Origin of the sequence: Streptomyces sp. NBC_00080, from assembly GCF_045041255.1 — a bacterium.
Classification (GTDB): Bacteria; Actinomycetota; Actinomycetes; order Streptomycetales; family Streptomycetaceae; genus Streptomyces; species Streptomyces coriariae.
Genome location: NZ_CP108235.1, coordinates 8,555,377 through 8,571,023 on the forward strand (window position 1 = coordinate 8,555,377; position 15,647 = coordinate 8,571,023).

10 protein-coding genes and 1 pseudogene are annotated in these 15,647 nt (G+C 69.5%); 4 read left to right on the forward strand and 7 right to left on the reverse strand.

Translation table 11 applies throughout. The features are described from left to right. Positions 1-201: 201 nt before the first annotated feature. The 4 genes from OHU34_RS38240 to OHU34_RS38255 all read right to left on the reverse strand — a co-directional run bounded on the left by OHU34_RS38240 (position 202) and on the right by OHU34_RS38255 (position 4,819). A complete protein-coding gene (locus tag OHU34_RS38240) occupies positions 202-1,089 on the reverse strand; it encodes a carbohydrate ABC transporter permease (protein ID WP_142268817.1) in 888 nt (295 codons plus the stop codon). A 6-nt stretch (positions 1,090-1,095) separates the two neighbouring features. Continuing rightward, the gene (locus tag OHU34_RS38245; protein WP_142268816.1) at positions 1,096-2,082 is read right to left on the reverse strand and encodes a carbohydrate ABC transporter permease; all 987 of its coding nucleotides are present in this window, start codon (positions 2,080-2,082) and stop codon (positions 1,096-1,098) included. Between the two features lie 34 nt (positions 2,083-2,116). Continuing rightward, the gene (locus OHU34_RS38250; protein ID WP_142268815.1) at positions 2,117-3,415 is read right to left on the reverse strand and encodes an extracellular solute-binding protein; all 1,299 of its coding nucleotides are present in this window, start codon (positions 3,413-3,415) and stop codon (positions 2,117-2,119) included. 396 nt (positions 3,416-3,811) lie between these two features. Next, positions 3,812-4,819 carry a LacI family DNA-binding transcriptional regulator gene (locus OHU34_RS38255; RefSeq protein ID WP_142268814.1) on the reverse strand — a complete coding sequence of 336 codons (1,008 nt, stop codon included), beginning with the start codon at positions 4,817-4,819 and terminating at the stop codon, positions 3,812-3,814. Between the two features lie 542 nt (positions 4,820-5,361). On the opposite strand from OHU34_RS38255, the gene OHU34_RS38260 reads away from it, so the two are divergent. Both OHU34_RS38260 and OHU34_RS38265 read left to right on the forward strand, forming a co-directional pair. Further along, positions 5,362-7,920: a GH32 C-terminal domain-containing protein gene (locus OHU34_RS38260; RefSeq protein ID WP_405770722.1), complete on the forward strand. Its 2,559-nt coding sequence runs from the start codon at positions 5,362-5,364 to the stop codon at positions 7,918-7,920. A 99-nt stretch (positions 7,921-8,019) separates the two neighbouring features. Then, a pseudogene (locus OHU34_RS38265) lies at positions 8,020-8,484 on the forward strand (CBS domain-containing protein); the annotation flags it as partial. A 61-nt stretch (positions 8,485-8,545) separates the two neighbouring features. On the opposite strand, the gene OHU34_RS38270 reads toward OHU34_RS38265, so the two are convergent. After that, positions 8,546-9,247 (reverse strand): response regulator transcription factor, encoded by a 702-nt coding sequence (locus tag OHU34_RS38270; RefSeq protein WP_142268811.1) that lies wholly within the window; start codon positions 9,245-9,247, stop codon positions 8,546-8,548. Next, positions 9,244-10,539 carry a sensor histidine kinase gene (locus tag OHU34_RS38275; RefSeq protein WP_235034700.1) on the reverse strand — a complete coding sequence of 432 codons (1,296 nt, stop codon included), beginning with the start codon at positions 10,537-10,539 and terminating at the stop codon, positions 9,244-9,246. The genes OHU34_RS38270 and OHU34_RS38275 overlap by 4 nt, the downstream gene beginning before the upstream one ends. A 213-nt stretch (positions 10,540-10,752) precedes the next feature. Here OHU34_RS38275 and OHU34_RS38280 point away from each other — a divergent pair, with 213 nt between their 5' ends. Beyond that, positions 10,753-11,463 (forward strand): ABC transporter ATP-binding protein, encoded by a 711-nt coding sequence (locus tag OHU34_RS38280; protein ID WP_142268810.1) that lies wholly within the window; start codon positions 10,753-10,755, stop codon positions 11,461-11,463. After that, positions 11,460-13,805 (forward strand): FtsX-like permease family protein, encoded by a 2,346-nt coding sequence (locus tag OHU34_RS38285; protein ID WP_405770727.1) that lies wholly within the window; start codon positions 11,460-11,462, stop codon positions 13,803-13,805. The genes OHU34_RS38280 and OHU34_RS38285 overlap by 4 nt, the downstream gene beginning before the upstream one ends. 131 nt (positions 13,806-13,936) lie before the next feature. Here OHU34_RS38285 and OHU34_RS38290 read toward each other — a convergent pair whose 3' ends face one another. Further along, positions 13,937-14,152, reverse strand: a complete 216-nt coding sequence (locus OHU34_RS38290) for a twin-arginine translocase TatA/TatE family subunit (protein ID WP_405770729.1) — start codon at positions 14,150-14,152, stop codon at positions 13,937-13,939. Positions 14,153-15,647 lie beyond the last annotated feature (1,495 nt).

A 15,647-nucleotide genomic window follows, 5' to 3' on the forward strand; every position in this document is an offset into this window, starting at 1 on the left:
TCCAGGTACAAGGCAGAGTGGACCGGCTGTCCCACGGTGTTCTCCAAGAGATGAGTCGTCACAGATCAGAGAGTTGATGGGCGACGCGAGTGCCTCGTCGCGCGCACGCTGCCGCCCTGCGCGGCGGGGCTCGCGTGCCGTCTGTCCGCCGCCCCGGGCGGGACCGGCACGGCATGGGGCGGCGGGGTGGGAGCCGGGGTGTCACTTCAGGCCGGTGGTGGCGATGCCGGCCACGAACTGGCGCTGGAAGAAGAGGAAGACGATCATCACCGGCAGCAGGACGACCATGGCGCCGGCGAGCAGGATGCCGAAGCGGGTGAAGGACTGTCCGCTGCTGGCCAGGGCGAGGCCGACGGGAAGGGTGTACTGGCTCTCGTTCTGGGCCACGACCAGGGGCCACAGGAAGTTGTTCCAGGAGCCGAGGAAGGTGATGATCCCGAGGGTGGCGAGGGCCGGCTTGGTCAGCGGCAGGATGATCTTCGCGAAGATGGACAGTTCGCTGCAGCCGTCGACGCGGGCGGCGTCGATCAGCTCGTCGGGCAGGGTGGAGATGAACTGCCGCATCAGGAACACCCCGAAGGGGCCGGCCAGGAACGGCAGGATCAGCCCGAGCATGGAGCCGGTCAGCTGCATGTTGGACACCAGCACGTACAGGGGAACGAAGGTGACCAGGCCGGGGATCATGAGCGTCCCCATGACCAGCAGGAAAACGGCGCGCTGTCCGCGGAACTCCAGCTTGGCCAGGGCGTATCCGAGCATCGAGCAGAAGATCAGGTTCCCGGCGGTGACGGCGAGGGCCACGATCACGGAGTTGGCGAACATGCTCGTGAAGTCGAGCGTGCTGAACAGCTCACCGTAGTTGGCGGTCGTGGGCGCCGTGGGGAGCAGGACGGGCGGGACGCTGCGGATGTCGGCCTCGGGTTTGAAGGAGCCGGACAGCATCCACAGGAACGGCGCGATCATCAGCAGCAGGGCGCCCGCGAGCGGCAGATACAGCCAGGGCTGGCCCCAGGTCTGGCGGATGCGGCGACGCTTGAGGACGCGGTCCGTGCCCGGTTGTGCCGTGGGGAGGGTGGAGAGGGTGCTCATGGGTCGTCAGTCCTTGTCTCGCAGCACGCGGAACTGCAGCACGGTCAGCGCCACGATGAGGACGAAGATGACGTAGCTGGCGGCCGACGCCATCTCGTAATTGCCGTTGCCGAACTGTTTGTAGGCGTACAACGTGGCCGAGAGGGTGGAGTCCAGCGGTCCGCCGTCGGTCATGACGAACGGTTCGTCGAAGAACTGCAGGTAGCCGATGCCGGTCGTGACGGCGGTGAGCAGCAGGGCGGGACGCAGGAGCGGGAAGGTGACGCGCCAGAACCGTTGCCAGGGCCCGGCGCCGTCGAGTTCTGCCGCCTCCATCAGGGACTGGGGCACGGACTGCAGCCCGGCCAGCATGATGATCATGACGGTGCCCAGGTTGCGCCATACGGCCATCAGGATCATGACGGGCAGTGCGAAGCGGGTGTCCGCCAGCCAGGCCGGGCCGTCGATCCCGAACCAGCCCAGGACGAGGTTCACCAGTCCCGCGCGAGGTTCGAGGAGCGTCTTCCACACCACGGCGACGGCCACGATGCTGGTGATCACCGGGAGGTAGAAGCCGACCCGGAAGACGGCCCGGAAACGGCGGATGCCCCGGTCGAGGGCGACCGCCGCGGCGAGCCCGGCGGCCAGGGTGAGGGGCAGGGCCACCAGGACGAACACGGCCGTGTTGCGCAGGGCCGTGAAGAACTGATCGTCCTGGAAGAGCCGCACGTAGTTGTCGAAGCCGACGAACGACACGTTCAAAGGGGTGCGCAGGTCAGCGCTCTGAGTGTCGGTCAAACTCATCAGCAGCGACCACACCACCGGCAGCAGCATGAAGGCCGCGAACAGCGCGAGGAAGGGCCCGGCGAGGAGCCAGGCGGCCCGGGCCTGCCTGCCGCGCGCCGGGCTCCGGAACGTGAGGCTCCGGCGATCGGCACTCCGCTCCGGCCCTCCGGTGTTCTGCTTGCCGGTGTCGCCCCGCCCGGGGAGTGTATTCGTGGACATGGATGTCATCCGTCCCTACGAGGGGTGCTCATGGCGGTGGCGCTCAGCGGCCCGTGCCGATGCTGGTGGCCTTGGACTGCAGTGTCTTCTGCACCTCGGCGACGGTGGCCTTGCCGAGGGTCAGCTTCTCCAGTTCGGAGTCGATGGTGTCGGCGATCTGCTGCCAGGTCGTGATGGCGGGCGGCGCCTTGCTGACCTCGAGCTGCTCGGCGAACGCCTTCAAGTTCTCGTCCTCGGTCAGCTTCCCCTCCGTCCACGCCTGGGGCGAAGGAGGCAGGCTGCCGGTGGCCTTGGAATAGGCCGCGAGGTTGGCGGGCTCGGTCAGGAACTGGGCGAACTTCCATGCCGCGTCGGGGTTCTTGGCCTCCTTGAACACCGCCAGGTCGCTGCCGCCGGCGAACCCGGCGGGCTGCTCGGAGTACGGCATCGGCATGGTCTTCCACTTGCCGTCCAGCTCCGGGGCGTCCTTGTGGAGGCTGCCGCCGGCCCACGCACCCTCCTGGTAGACGGCGATCAGCCCGTCCCGGAAGCCCTGAACGTTGTCCGACCTGTCGGTCGGCGCCAGGCCCTGCTTGGGGACGCTCGCGTAGTCCTCCAGCGCCTTGGCGACCTCGGGCGAGTCGAAGGTGAACTTCCCGGTCTTGGCGTCGTAGATGTCACCGCCCTGCTGCCAGACCATCGGCACCCAGAAAATCCAGGAGTTGAAGCCCATCACCAGCCCGCTGGCATGGCGCAGCTTGGGGTTCTCCTTGCCGGCGGTGGCCTGGATGGCCTTGAGATCCTTCAGGTATCCGGCCCGGTCGCCGGCCAGGGCGCCCTTGATACCGGCCTTCTTGGTGATGTCGGTCCGGTAGAAGACCGCTTGGGTGTCGGCGATGAACGGGACGCCGTAGGAGGTCTTCTTGTACTTGGTGGTGTCCCACTGGCCGGGGTAGAAGTCCGAGGACTTGATCGACGTCGGGGTGGCCTGGAAGCCGTTCAAGGCGGCCATCTCGGCCATCCAAGTGCTGCCCACCATGGACATGTCCGGTGTGTTGCCGCCGGCGATGGCGGTGGTCAGCTTGTCGTGGGCGCCGTCCCACGGGACCGCGGTGATCTTGACGTCTGCGTCCGGGTTCTCCTGCTCGAACTTCTTGGCCAGTTCCTTGAGGTCTTCGTCGGGGTCGCCCATGGACCACATGACCACCGTCCCCTTGGCCTTGCCCGCGGCAATCTCGGCGGGTGCGTCCTTGCCGGGGCCGGAATCCTCGCTCCGGCCGCAGCCGGTGGCCACGAGGGCTGCCGTGACGGTGACGCACAGGGTCTGGACGGTTCTGACAGCGTGACGGGTGGTGATACGCATGATGCGGCTCCTTGCCGTTGAGCGATACAGGCGCGGGGGGCTAAGGGTGAGAGCGGGCGGACGCCCGGATGGGCCGGCGCACGGGTGGGGACCGTCTGCGGCGACAGCGGCATCGGCGGTCAGCCGCAGGGCGCGGCTGGAGCATCCGACGCGGAGTGGGTAGGGGCCGGGCGGGGTGGGCCAGGCGCGCCGTTCGGTGTCCCGGATCGGGAACGCGCGAGCGGAAGGGCGCATGTGGGCGGTGCCGCATGAACGCGTGTGCAGCCGCCATGGTTGCGAGGAAGGCGAGGCCCAAGTGGGTCGCCGAGGTTTCAAGGAGACGGGGGGCGGTGCGTCACCGGCGACGCACCGCCCGGCTGCGAGGTGCCATCACGTACGCATCGTGATGACATCGCGTCAGTTCGAGCTCGGCTCTAACGTCGAACCACGGATCACGAGGCTGGTGGGAATGATGCGCGAGGGGGCGGCCTCGGGCGATCTGCGCACGTGGTCGAGCAGCAGACGCGCCGCTGCCTCACCCATCTCCCGCATCGGCTGGCGGATGGTGGTCAAGGCCGGATAGGTGTACGACGCCACCTCGACGTCGTCGAACCCCACCACGGCGACATCCCGCGGAATCTTGAGGCCGGCCTCGTGCAGGGCCGCGAGCACGCCGGCCGCCGAGGGGTCGTTGTGCCCGAAGACCGCGTCGAACTCCACGCCGTCCGCGAGAGCCCCCGCGACCGCGCTCCGGGCTGTGTCGAACAAGAAGTCACCGCCGATGATGCTGCGCGGGTCGAGCTCGATCCCGGCCTGCGCATAGACGTCGACGAAGCCGCCCAGCCGTTCCTGGGTGCAGCCGTACTCATCAGGACCGGTCACCACCAGAGGGCGACGGCGACCGAGGTCCAGCAGGTGGCGCGCCGCCTGCTCACCGCCCTCCCGGTTGGTGGTGGCCACGTAGGGGAATCCCGGCCGCTGGAAGCGGTCGTCTATCAGCACCACCGGCAGTCCGGCCTCGTGCAGTTCCGTGATGGCCGCCAGGGCCCCCTCGGGCTCAATCACCAGCAGGCCGTCGAACGACTTGGCGGCGACCTGCAGGCCCAGCCTGCGCAGTGACTCCTCACCGCCGTTCACGGTCAGCATCCGCAGCCCGAAGCCCTCGGCCTCCAGCGTCTCGACGACCGCCTGCACGATGCCGGCCCAGACCCATGCCAGGTCAGGGACCAGCATGCCGATCATCTGTGTCGTGCCGCGTGCCAGCCCCACGGCCCCCGCGCTCGGCACATAGCCGAGTTCCGAGATCGCCTCGCGGACCTTCGAGACGGTGTCCTCGCTGATCTCGCCCTTGGCGTTCAGCACCCGCGAGACCGTCGTCTTGCTGACGCCGGCCCGCGTGGCCACGTCGGCGATAGTGACTCCCATGTCACCTCCCCTCCCTTTCTGCAGAGGCGGAAGACTTCCCTCCCGCACCGAAGGGACGATCGTACAGAGACCCGTGCAACCGGTACCGGAAGCAGTACCGGAACCGGTTTCGGTACCGGTTCCGGGAGTGAAGCACCGAGAGGCCCCACCGGTCAACACCCCGGAAACAACTTGTTGACGCAGCCGATCTCGGTCTCGCGCGAGGCCGCGGAAGCCTGCCGGTTGCCACCCAGGTCACCGCTCTGACCTGCGCGGTTGCCAAGTCCAACCCGCCATGGCCGAACTCGTTGGTGCGGTTCGCGACTGCCGACGATGCCCGACGGACCGTAGACCCGTCCCGAAGCAATCCCGCCCGCACCGTTGACGCGCTGGCCGGATTGCCCTTCATAATCGGGCACTCGCTGTCATCGATGACATTCGTCGTCGCTGACGCCCCAGTCGGCTGCGTGGACGTCGACGCCGCTGGGATGCCACTTTTCGGTCCGTCCGCGCCGGGGCCGCAGTCAGTGCTGCGCCGACGAGCCGCGGGACTAGGAGACACCATGAGCTCTGCACGCGTATCCCGGCATGCCCGCATACGGATGATGGCGGCGGTGGCGACCGTCTGCGCCCTGTCCGCAGCTCCGCTGGCTCCTTCAGCCGTCGCTGCCGACACCCCGACGTACACCGAGACCTACAGACCCCAGTTCCACTTCACTCCGGAGAAGAACTGGATGAACGACCCCAACGGGCTCGTGTACTACAAGGGCGAGTACCACCTCTTCTACCAGTACAACCCCAACGGCAACACGTGGGGCGACATGTCCTGGGGGCACGCGGTGAGCAAGGACCTCGTGTACTGGGAGGAGTTGCCGCTCGCCCTGTCGCACGACGACGAGGAGATGGTGTTCTCCGGCAGTGCGGTCGTCGACTGGAACAACACCACCGGCTTCGGGACGAAGAAAAACCCGCCCATGGTGGCGATCTACACCAGCGCCTACAAAAACGGCGGCAAGCAGGCCCAGTCGCTCGCCTACAGCACCGACCGCGGCCGCACCTGGACCAAGTACCAGGGCAACCCCGTCATCGACATCGGCTCCAACAACTTCCGCGATCCCAAGGTCCAGTGGTACGCGCCGACCAACAGCTGGCTCATGACGGTGTCGCTGTCCGCCGAGCACAAGGTGCAGTTCTACTCGTCCAAGAACCTCAAGGACTGGAAGCTGCAGAGCGAGTTCGGGCCGGCCGGTGCGACGGGCGGCGTGTGGGAGTGCCCCGACCTGTTCCCCCTCGCGGTCGACGGGAACAAGAAGAAGATCAAGTGGGTCTTGGTCGTCAACATCAATCCCGGTGGTATCGCGGGCGGTTCGGGCTCGCAATACTTCATCGGTGACTTCGATGGCAAGAAGTTCACCGCAGACGACAAGGGCACCTACACCCCGCCCACCGGCACGGTGGTGCAGGACTTCGAGGGCACCAATTTCGGTTCCTGGACGACCACCGGCACCGCGTTCGGCCAGGGACCGGCAACCGGGGCGGTGGACTGGCAGGGGACCGTCGAGGGCTTCGACGGCAAGGGCCTCGCCAACAGCTTCCACGGCGGTGACGGAGCCACCGGCACCCTCACCTCACCCGAATTCACCGTCGACAGCCCCTACCTGAACTTCAAGGTCGGTGGCGGGCGGCATCCGCACGAGGCCGGAACCGTCATGGACAGAACTCCGCCCGAGGGCACGGTCCTCGCCGACTTCGAAGGCGGCACCTACGGCGACTGGACGGCGACCGGGGACGCCTTCGGCACCGCACCGGCCCCCGGCACCCTCCCCGACCAGGGGCAAGTCTCCGGATTCCTGGGAGACGGGCTGGCCAACACCTTCCTGAACGGTGACTCGGCCACCGGCACACTCACCTCGCCCGAGTTCACCATCGACAAGAAGCACATCAACTTCCTCATCGGCGGCGGCAACCACCCTGCCGACTCCGACAACCCCACCGCCGTCGAACTCCTCGTGGACGGCCAGGTCGTCCGCAGCGCCACCGGAAAGGACCGCGAGGCACTCAACTGGGCCTCCTGGGACGTTGGCGAACTCGCCGGCAAGAAGGCGCAGATCAAGATCGTCGACAACAACAGCGGCGGCTGGGGTCACCTCAACGTCGACCACATCATGTTGTCCGACACCAAGGCCCCGCGCGTCTCTCAGGAGACGTCCGTCAATCTCCTGGTCGACGGCGAGGTCGTCCGCAGCACGACCGGCGCCGACAGCGAGAGCCTGGACTGGGCCTCCTTCGACCTGCGCCCCTACGTCGGCAAGAAGGCGCAGATCCAGGTCGTCGACATGAACTCCGTCGGCTGGGGCCACGTCATGGCCGACCAGTTCACCGCCGCCGAGAAGCCCGCCAAGTCCGTCGTACAGCGCGCCGACTGGACCGACTACGGCAAGGACTACTACGCGGCGGTGTCCTGGGAGAACGCCCCGGGCGGCAAGCGCTACATGATCGGCTGGATGAACAACTGGGACTACGGCCAATCCATCCCCACCTCCCCCTGGCGCAGCGCGCAGAGCGTTCCCCGGGAAATGGCCCTGCGCACGATCAACGGCCAGACCCGGCTGACCAGCAAGCCGGTGGGCAGCCTGGAGTCCCTCCGGCAGCAGCACCCAGCGACGGCGTCAGGCGTCACCGTCAAGAGCACCTCCAAGCCGCTGATCGGCCCCGCGGCCAAGGGCAAGGCACTCGACATCGAGGCGACCTTCTCCCTCAAAGACGCCGACCGCTTCGGCCTCAAGGTGCGCACCGGCGCAGGCGGCGAGGAGACCGTCATCGGCTACGACACCACGACCCAGGAGCTGTACGTCGACCGCACCCGCTCCGGCGCCGAGGACTTCAACAGCACCTTCCCCGGCGTCCAGACCGCACCCCTGAAGCCCAAGAACGGCAAGGTCAAACTGCGTATCCTCGTCGACTGGTCCTCCGTCGAGGTCTTCGGCGGCAACGGCGAAGCCGTGATCACCGACCAGATCTTCCCCGACCCCTCCAGCACCGGCGTCGAGGTCTTCGCCGAGGGCGGCGCCGCCACCCTCAACCACATGCGGGCGTGGCAGTTGAAGTCCATCTGGCGGTGACGCGCCGCGGGTCCGTGCGCCGGCTGACCAGGAGCGGCTGCCGGCGCGCGGCTCTCGGCGCGCGGCTGACACTGGTGTGACTCGATGGGAGAGTGCCCCACTCGTCTCATCGAGGAGTCGGAGCGGCTCGGTCTGATCAGTGAGACGGACTCGGAGCTGCTCACCAGCTCACTCACCGAGCCCCACAACCCGGTGGGCGATCTCCAGGTGCCCGCCGCGCAGGTGACCTCGGTGGCGGTGGAAGCGGTGGTGGACGAGATCCTCGCCAAGGCGGCCGAGCACGACCGCAACCGTCTGCTGGTGCGCGACGGTGACCGGGTCGTCGGATCGGTGCACGCGCGTGACGCGCTCATCGCCCGCGCCCGTGGACGGTCTGCCACGGCCCGGGACCTGGCCCGTCCGCTGCCGGAACTGACCGAGCAGGACACGATCAGCCACGCCATCGAGCAGCTGCGCCGACGCCGGGCCTCGCTCGCCGTCGTCCGCGACGACAGCGGTCGCCTCACCGGCATCGTCACCCTCGACGACCTGCTCGGCCGGCTGCTGCATCCGCAGGCCGCCTGACGGACGCTTGTCACGGCACCGTCATCGAGGTCCTGGAAACTCGGGTGGCCGCCGACAGGCCTCACGGGTGTTCGGCGGTCGGCTGGGCGGGCTCCTGCCCGCCCACGCTGACCAGCCCGGTCTCGTAGGCGGCGATGACGGCCTGGACGCGGTCACGCAGTTGGAGCTTGCCGAGGACACGGGAGACATGGGTCTTGACCGTGGTCTCGGCCAGGTGCAGGCGGTCGGCGAGTTCGGCGTTGCTCAGTCCTCGGGCCACCAGCCCCAGGACTTCGCGTTCGCGCGAGGTGAGCGAGGTGAGGTCCCGGTGGATCGCCGTGGTCTGGCTCCCGTGGCGGGTGAACCGTTCGACCAGGCGTCGGGTGACGGCCGGTGCGAGCAGGGCGTCGCCGGAGCGGACCGTGCGGACGGCGGCGATCAGCTGCTCGGGGGTGACGTCCTTGAGGAGGAAGCCGCTGGCGCCCGCGGACAGCGCCGCGTAGACGTACTCGTCGAGGTCGAAGGTGGTCAGGATGATCACGCGCGGCTCGCCCGGGGTGCCGGTGAGGATGCGGCGAGTGGCCTCCAGGCCGTCCATCTCCGGCATCCGGACGTCCATCAGAACGACGTCGGGCCGGGTACGGCGAACCGCGTCGACGGCTTCGGACCCGTTGGTGGCCTCGCCCACGACCTCGATGCCGTCGGAGCGCAGGATCATCCGGAATCCGGTACGGACCAGGGTCTGGTCGTCGGCGAGCACCACGCGCGGCGGCGGCTCGGTCACAGTGCCTCCAGAGGGATGAGTGCCTCGACACGGTAGCCGCCGGTGAGGCGCCGGCCGGTGTCCAGGGTTCCGTCGTAGACGGAGAGGCGCTCGCGCAGGCCGAGCAGCCCGCGGCCGTTCCCGGTGGCCGCGCCGGGCCCGGGAAGGCCACCGGTATCGGAGACTTCCACCCGCAGCCGGTCGGGGGCGTACTCGACGGACACGGTGGCATGTGCTCCGCAGGCGTGTTTGACCGTGTTCGTGAGCGCCTCCTGGACCACGCGATATGCGGTGAGCCCGATGCCGGGCGGTACGGGGCGGGCCGCTCCGGTGATCTCCAGGTCGACCGGCAGGCCGGTCTCCCGGACCCGCCCGACGAGTGTCTCCAGCTGCTCCAGACCCGGCTGCGGGGTCAACTTCTCGGCGCGGTCCGCGTTCTGGCTGCCGCTGTCCATGGTGAGCAGGCCCATGACGTGACGCAGATCGGTCATGGCCGCCCGTCCGCTCGCCTCGACGGCGAGCAGTGCCTCGTCGGCCTCGTCCGGGACGGCTCTCATGACCCTGCGGGCGGCCCCGGCCTGGATGACCATGACGCTGACGTTGTGGGTGACGACGTCGTGCAGTTCGCGGGCGATCCTGGCGCGTTCCTCGGCGACGGCACGACGCAGCGCCTCGGCCTGCTCGCGTTCCACGGCGGTCAGCCGCGCGCGGCCCTCGTCGGTGCGCACCCTCCAGGTGCGAAGCCCGTTGGCGGCCATCGCCAGCGGCCCGAGGATCCACAGGACCACGTACTCGTTCGGGACGATGCCCGGCTGGTACGGGTAGACGTGGGTGGTCGAGCTGCCCGACGTGTAGACCAGGAGGACCGCCGTCGGTACGGCCACCAGGGTGGGAATCCGGTACGGGCTGTAGGCGGCGGCGCTGTAGACGGCGACGACCAGGGGGTAGAAGGTCAGCCGCGCGACGTCCTGCGGGGTGAGCAGCGCCAGGCAGGCCACCACGCACAGCACGCCGAGCGGGTAGCGGCGCCGCTGGATCAGGGCACCGGAGGTGACGAGCGCGAGGGCGCTCAGGGCGACCGCGCCGTCCGTTCCCGACGGTTGGACCACCTTCTCCACACCGGGGAGGACCTCGCGCACCTGATTGTTCGTGACGTCGATGGCGTAGTACACGGTGGTGACGGCGAAGGCCACCGCCACCATCACGTCGAACTGCCGTCCGCGCCGGGTGAGGCGCGGAGCCGGCCCGGTCGGGCGCAGCGCACGGCGGGCTGCCTCTCGTGGCCGGCCCGCCGCGGTCGTCTCGTTCGTCACCGGCACATTCTCACCGCCGCCTCGCCCTCGTGGGATCCGTCCCGGAGATCACTTCCGGCGCACCTCCTACGCCGGCCGCCTACTTCTCAAGGAGGACACCGCCGGGCCCTCGTTCCGACGGAGGACCGCAAACGGCTCGGGCGAAGGACGTGGCCGGGCCGGAAGCCCGCCTAGCGTCCAGGGCGCCAGCTGTGTGGAAGCAAGGAGCCCTTCATGACCGAGCCGCCGCTGATCGAACTGCGCGACGTGAGCCGCAGATACGACGACGGGCCGCCCGCCCTCCACGACGTGTCGCTGACCGTGCGCTCCGGCGAGGCCGTCGCGATCCTCGGGCCGTCCGGCAGCGGCAAGTCCACGCTGCTCAACCTGATCGCGGGCCTGGACCGGCCGGAGACGGGGACCGTCACCGTGGACGGCGTACGGGTCGACGGCCTGGGCGAGGCGGCGGCGGCCCGGTACCGGCGATCCAAAATCGGCATGGTCTTCCAGTTCTTCAATCTGCTCGACGATCAGACCGTCGCCGACAACGTCGCGCTCCCCGCGCTGCTCGCCGGCATGGCGCGGGGCGAGGCGCATCGCCGCGCGGCGGAACTCCTCGAGACCCTCGGCATCGACCGGCACGCCCGCGTCTACCCGGGGCGGCTGTCCGGCGGTGAACGCCAGCGCGTCGCGGTGGCGCGGGCGTTGATGAACCGCCCGGCGCTGATCCTGGCCGACGAACCCACCGGCGCGCTCGACACGGCAGCCGGTGAGGACGTCAGCCGACTGCTCAGGGACCTCAATGCCGAGGGCCAGACCCTCGTCGTGGTCACTCACGACCTCGCCCTGGCCCGCTCCTGCACGGACCGCACGGTGCGCATCGTCGACGGCAGGATCGCCGAGGACGCCGGTGTGGAGGACGTCAGCGTGGAGGTGGCCCGATGAGCGCGCTGGGCCGGGTGGTGCGCGCGGGTGTGGGCCGGCGCCGGGTGCAGACGCTGGTGATCGGCCTGACCGCGATGATGGCGGTGGCCGCGTCCGTCCTGGGAGGCTCGCTGCTGGTGGTCTCCGGCGCGCCCTTCGACGACGCCTTCGCCCGGCAGCACGGCGCGCACCTGTCCGTCGAGTACGACGCGGCCCGCACCGACGCCGGGCAGGCGAAGGAGACAGGTCGCGCCGAAGGAGTGGCTGCCGCTGCCGGACCGTTCCGTACGGTGTCGGTCAACCCACGGATCCACGGAGGTACGGACGCGTGGCCGATGACCGTCGTCGGCCGTGGCGATCCCGACGGCGCGGTCGACGACCTGACGTTGAGCGCCGGGCGCTGGGCCACTCGTCCCGGCGAGATCGTGCTGAACACCGACGCCTCGCTGTTTCCCGCCCTCGGGCTCGAACTCACCTTCCCGGGACTGCCCGGCAACCCCACCCTGAAGGTGGTCGGCGCGGCCCGTTCGGTCACCGGGAGCGCCGACGCGTGGGTGACACCGGCCCAAGCCGCCGCACTCGCCACGCCCGAACGCCCCGGCGGCTACCAGATGCTCTACCGCTTCACCGCAGCCGGCACGGCCGCACAGATCGCGGCAGGCCGCGAGGCCGTGACGGCGGGGGTCGAGGCGGTGACGGGGACGCAGTCCTGGCTCACCGTCAGGGCCTCCGCCGAGCGCGAGACCGCGCTGTACGTACCCTTCCTCCTCGCGTTCGGCGTCCTGGGTCTGGTCATGTCGGTGCTCATCGTGGGCAACGTGGTCGCCGGCACCGTGGGGGCGGGACTGCGCCGGATCGGCGTCCTCAAGGCCATCGGCTTCACCCCGGCACAGGTCGTACGGGCCTACGTGGGCCAGGCGCTCGTCCCGGCGGCGGCAGGCACCGTGCTAGGCCTCCTCGCGGGCCATCTGCTGGCCGTGCCGGTCATGTCCGAGACGGAGGACGTCTACGGCACCACGTCCCTGGCCGTCGCCCCCTGGGTCGACGCGGCCGTGGTCGCGGGCGTGCTCGGCCTGGTCGCGGTGACCGCGTGGGCGAGCGCCTGGCGGGCCGGGCGGCTGCGCACGGTCGACGCGCTCGCCGTCGGGCGGGCCGCGCAATCGGACCGCGGCCGGTGGGCGGCAAGCCTGGCCGGACGGTTGCCCCTGTCACGGCCGCTCGCCCTGGGACTGACCCGCCCCTTCGCACGACCCGCCCGTGCCCTGGCCACGGGGACGGCGATCCTGTTCGGCGCCACCGCGATCACCTTCACCGTGGGCATGGGGTCATCGCTCGGCGAAGTGACGAAGGCAAGGGCACACGCCGCCGCCGACGTCACCGTCGCTGCGCCCCTGCCGGAACTCGGCCCCGACGGTCCGATCCCCGACACGCGGCCCGATCCCGATCCCGCCGCCGTCGCCGCGGCGATCGACGCCCAGCCCGCGACCAGGACGTACTACACGACCGCGACGGCCCGGGCCACGGTCCCCGGCCTGGCCGGCACCACCGCGGTCGTCGCCTTCACCGGCGACGCCTCCTGGGGCGGCTACACGATGGTCTCCGGCCGCTGGATCGCCGAGCCCGGCGAGGCCGCCGTTCCCACCCCCTTCCTCACCGCCACCGGTACGCACATCGGGGACACCATCACGCTGGGCGGCCTGGGCAAGGCGGTCACGGTCCGAATCGTCGGCGAGGTCCTCGACCCCCGCTACGACGGCATGCAGGTGTTCACCGACGCCGCGACGCTCGCACCCGCACACCCGGACCTGACCGACACCACGCAGCACATCGCGGCGAAATCCGGTACTGACGTGGCCGGTTATGTCGCCGCCCTGAACAAGGGCCTCGAACCGCTGGGCGTCACCGCCCGAGCGGGCGGGGCCGAAGGCGGCAGCGACATGGTCGCCACCCTGAACGCACTGTCCGCGCTCCTGACGCTGATGCTCGTCGCCGTGGCAGCGCTGGGCGTGCTCAACGCGGTCGTCCTCGACACCCGCGAACGCGTGCGCGAACTCGGCGTCCACAAAGCCCTGGGCATGACCCCCCGGCAGGTGATCGCGATGGTCGTCACCTCCGTCGTGGTGACCGGGCTGCTCGGCGGAGCCCTGGGCGTTCCGCTCGGCGTCGCCCTGCACGGCTGGGTCATTCCAGCCATGGGCCACAGCGCCGGCCTGGAACTCCCGGACTCCGTACTCGCCGTCTACCACGCGGCCGAACTGACCCTGCTCGCCCTGGGGGGCCTGCTCATCGCCGTCCTGGGTGCGCTGTTGCCCGCGAGCTGGGCGGCCAGAGCCCGTACGGCGACCGCCCTGCGCACCGAGTAGGGATGGAGCGGGGCGGGCGAACGGCTGTGCGCTGCGGCGGTGGGGCGGGAAGCGCAGGTAACCGGCCCCCGCCGCACGTGCGGTGAGGGTGTCGCCCGGTCGCCCGGAGCCTGTGCGGGTCGTCCCCGCCGTCAGGCACGCGCAGAAGGCTCGTCCCGATCGACGACGGTGCCGGAGACGGCCGGCCCGGCTCCAGCCGGAGCGCCGGGGGCATCCTGTTCCTTGAGAGCCTTCGCCTCGCTCTTGAAGATCCGGGCGGCCTTGCCCGCCGAACGCGTCAACTCCGGCAGCTTCTTGATCCCGAGGATGACCACGACGACGAGGAGGATCAAGGCCAGCTCACTCATACCGAACATCGTGTGCTTTCTCCCGGGGGCTTCATGACCGGCTGAGCGCCGCCACCCCGTCTGCACACGCACCGCGGGCGACTCGGGACCCTTCATGCGGAACCAGGAAGGCACCAGGCACACTCTGCGTGTGTAGTCCCCTTGAGCCAAGAGGATGAGCCACGGCGGGGCTACGTCGGGGTGTGAAGTTGGGATCTGCTGAGCCGGCTGCGTGAAAACGGGGTTGGTTGTGAGCCAGGTGCTCTATGGCGAACGGTCGTGGAATCGACTTGCGCGGACCGTGGAGCTGACCGAGGAGCAGTTGCGCAATGGCGGCAGGTCCACGCCGCTGAGTGAGCTGAACCCCGCTGGAACGCCTCGGCCATGGCGGCGAGGGGGGGCTTTGATGAGAGGGCTTCTGGGTCGAATCGGGGTCGAATCCGGCTGCATTCCGCGTCTTTCAGGGTGTCGCTGCAGGTCAGCTATGTGATCTCAAGGCGTGATGGCGGGATCGAGAGGGCGGCGCCTCGTGCCGGGACGCGCACCGTGCGGATCGCGTATTCGCCGTGGTCGTGGTCCGGGGAGCGCGGGTCGCCGCGGACGGCTCGTGGACCCGGCTACCGCACCCCGGCCGGGCGTGTACCGGCTGTCCTCCGGCTGCGCGGGAGGACCTGTCGACTGACGGGCCGTTCTGACCGCTCCCTCGCCGCCTAGCCGGTGACCGCCGTCAGGCCCAGCCGTCGTCCGGGTCGAGGCAGGTTCAGGACAGGCCGGTGCGGTCGGGCCCGCGAGGACGGGGTTCAGGCGTCGCAAGCAGAAGGTCTCGTCGCGGAGCATGGCGAAGAGAACGCCGCCGCGGCCGGCGAGACGCCGGACGGCCCCTCGGTGCCGGTTCCGCGGGCCGCCGCTGACCCGCGGGTGAGATCGGCCGGGAGGTCGGCGCACTCCACCCTCGTGCGGGTGCATCAGCGCGCGGTCGGCGCCCAGGCCGACGCGGCGTCGGCCCGGGCATCGGCGAGGGTCGAAACGGCGGGACGCACGTGAAGCCGGTGGTTTCTGCCGGGGCTTGCTACTCGAATCGCGAAGATTGCACAGGCGAAGGTAATGCGGGCGGAGGCAGTCTCGGCAGGTCATGTGTGAATGGGGGTTGCGCCCAGCTGCTGTCGGCCGGGTTCGCGCCGAGATCTGGTGTTGTCGACGCCAGTCGCTCAAAGGGAGTGTGTCTTCTTTCGCAACTTATCGAGCGCGCGGTCTGTCGTTGGCGAGGGTGCCGAGGGCCGGAAATGAAGGCTCCCCATGGCTGACGACGGGGGGAGCCTGTCAAAGAATTTCGGGCATTGCCATTGACCAACCCGTTTCGGTCGCTCTAACTTCTCGGCCTGACCGCAGCTCGAATTTCGAAAACTTTCGAATCGAGGTGCGGCGGCAGGGGCCAGGAATCCCCGCACTGGCCCCTGCACAACAACTGACTGAGCGTCGGCTGCATGGCGGCGGCATGGTGCCGCATCCGGCGTCG

What these genes read in the sequence shown, in the direction of transcription:
- OHU34_RS38260 (WP_405770722.1), top strand. Translation starts at nt 5,362, where the DNA reads ATGAGCTCTGCACGCGTATCCCGGCATGCCCGCATACGGATGATGGCG.
- OHU34_RS38285 (WP_405770727.1), top strand. Translation starts at nt 11,460, where the DNA reads ATGAGCGCGCTGGGCCGGGTGGTGCGCGCGGGTGTGGGCCGGCGCCGG.
- OHU34_RS38290 (WP_405770729.1), bottom strand. Translation starts at nt 14,152, where the DNA reads ATGAGTGAGCTGGCCTTGATCCTCCTCGTCGTCGTGGTCATCCTCGGG.
- OHU34_RS38250 (WP_142268815.1), bottom strand. Translation starts at nt 3,415, where the DNA reads ATGCGTATCACCACCCGTCACGCTGTCAGAACCGTCCAGACCCTGTGC.
- OHU34_RS38280 (WP_142268810.1), top strand. Translation starts at nt 10,753, where the DNA reads ATGACCGAGCCGCCGCTGATCGAACTGCGCGACGTGAGCCGCAGATAC.
- OHU34_RS38240 (WP_142268817.1), bottom strand. Translation starts at nt 1,089, where the DNA reads ATGAGCACCCTCTCCACCCTCCCCACGGCACAACCGGGCACGGACCGC.
- OHU34_RS38255 (WP_142268814.1), bottom strand. Translation starts at nt 4,819, where the DNA reads ATGGGAGTCACTATCGCCGACGTGGCCACGCGGGCCGGCGTCAGCAAG.
- OHU34_RS38245 (WP_142268816.1), bottom strand. Translation starts at nt 2,082, where the DNA reads ATGACATCCATGTCCACGAATACACTCCCCGGGCGGGGCGACACCGGC.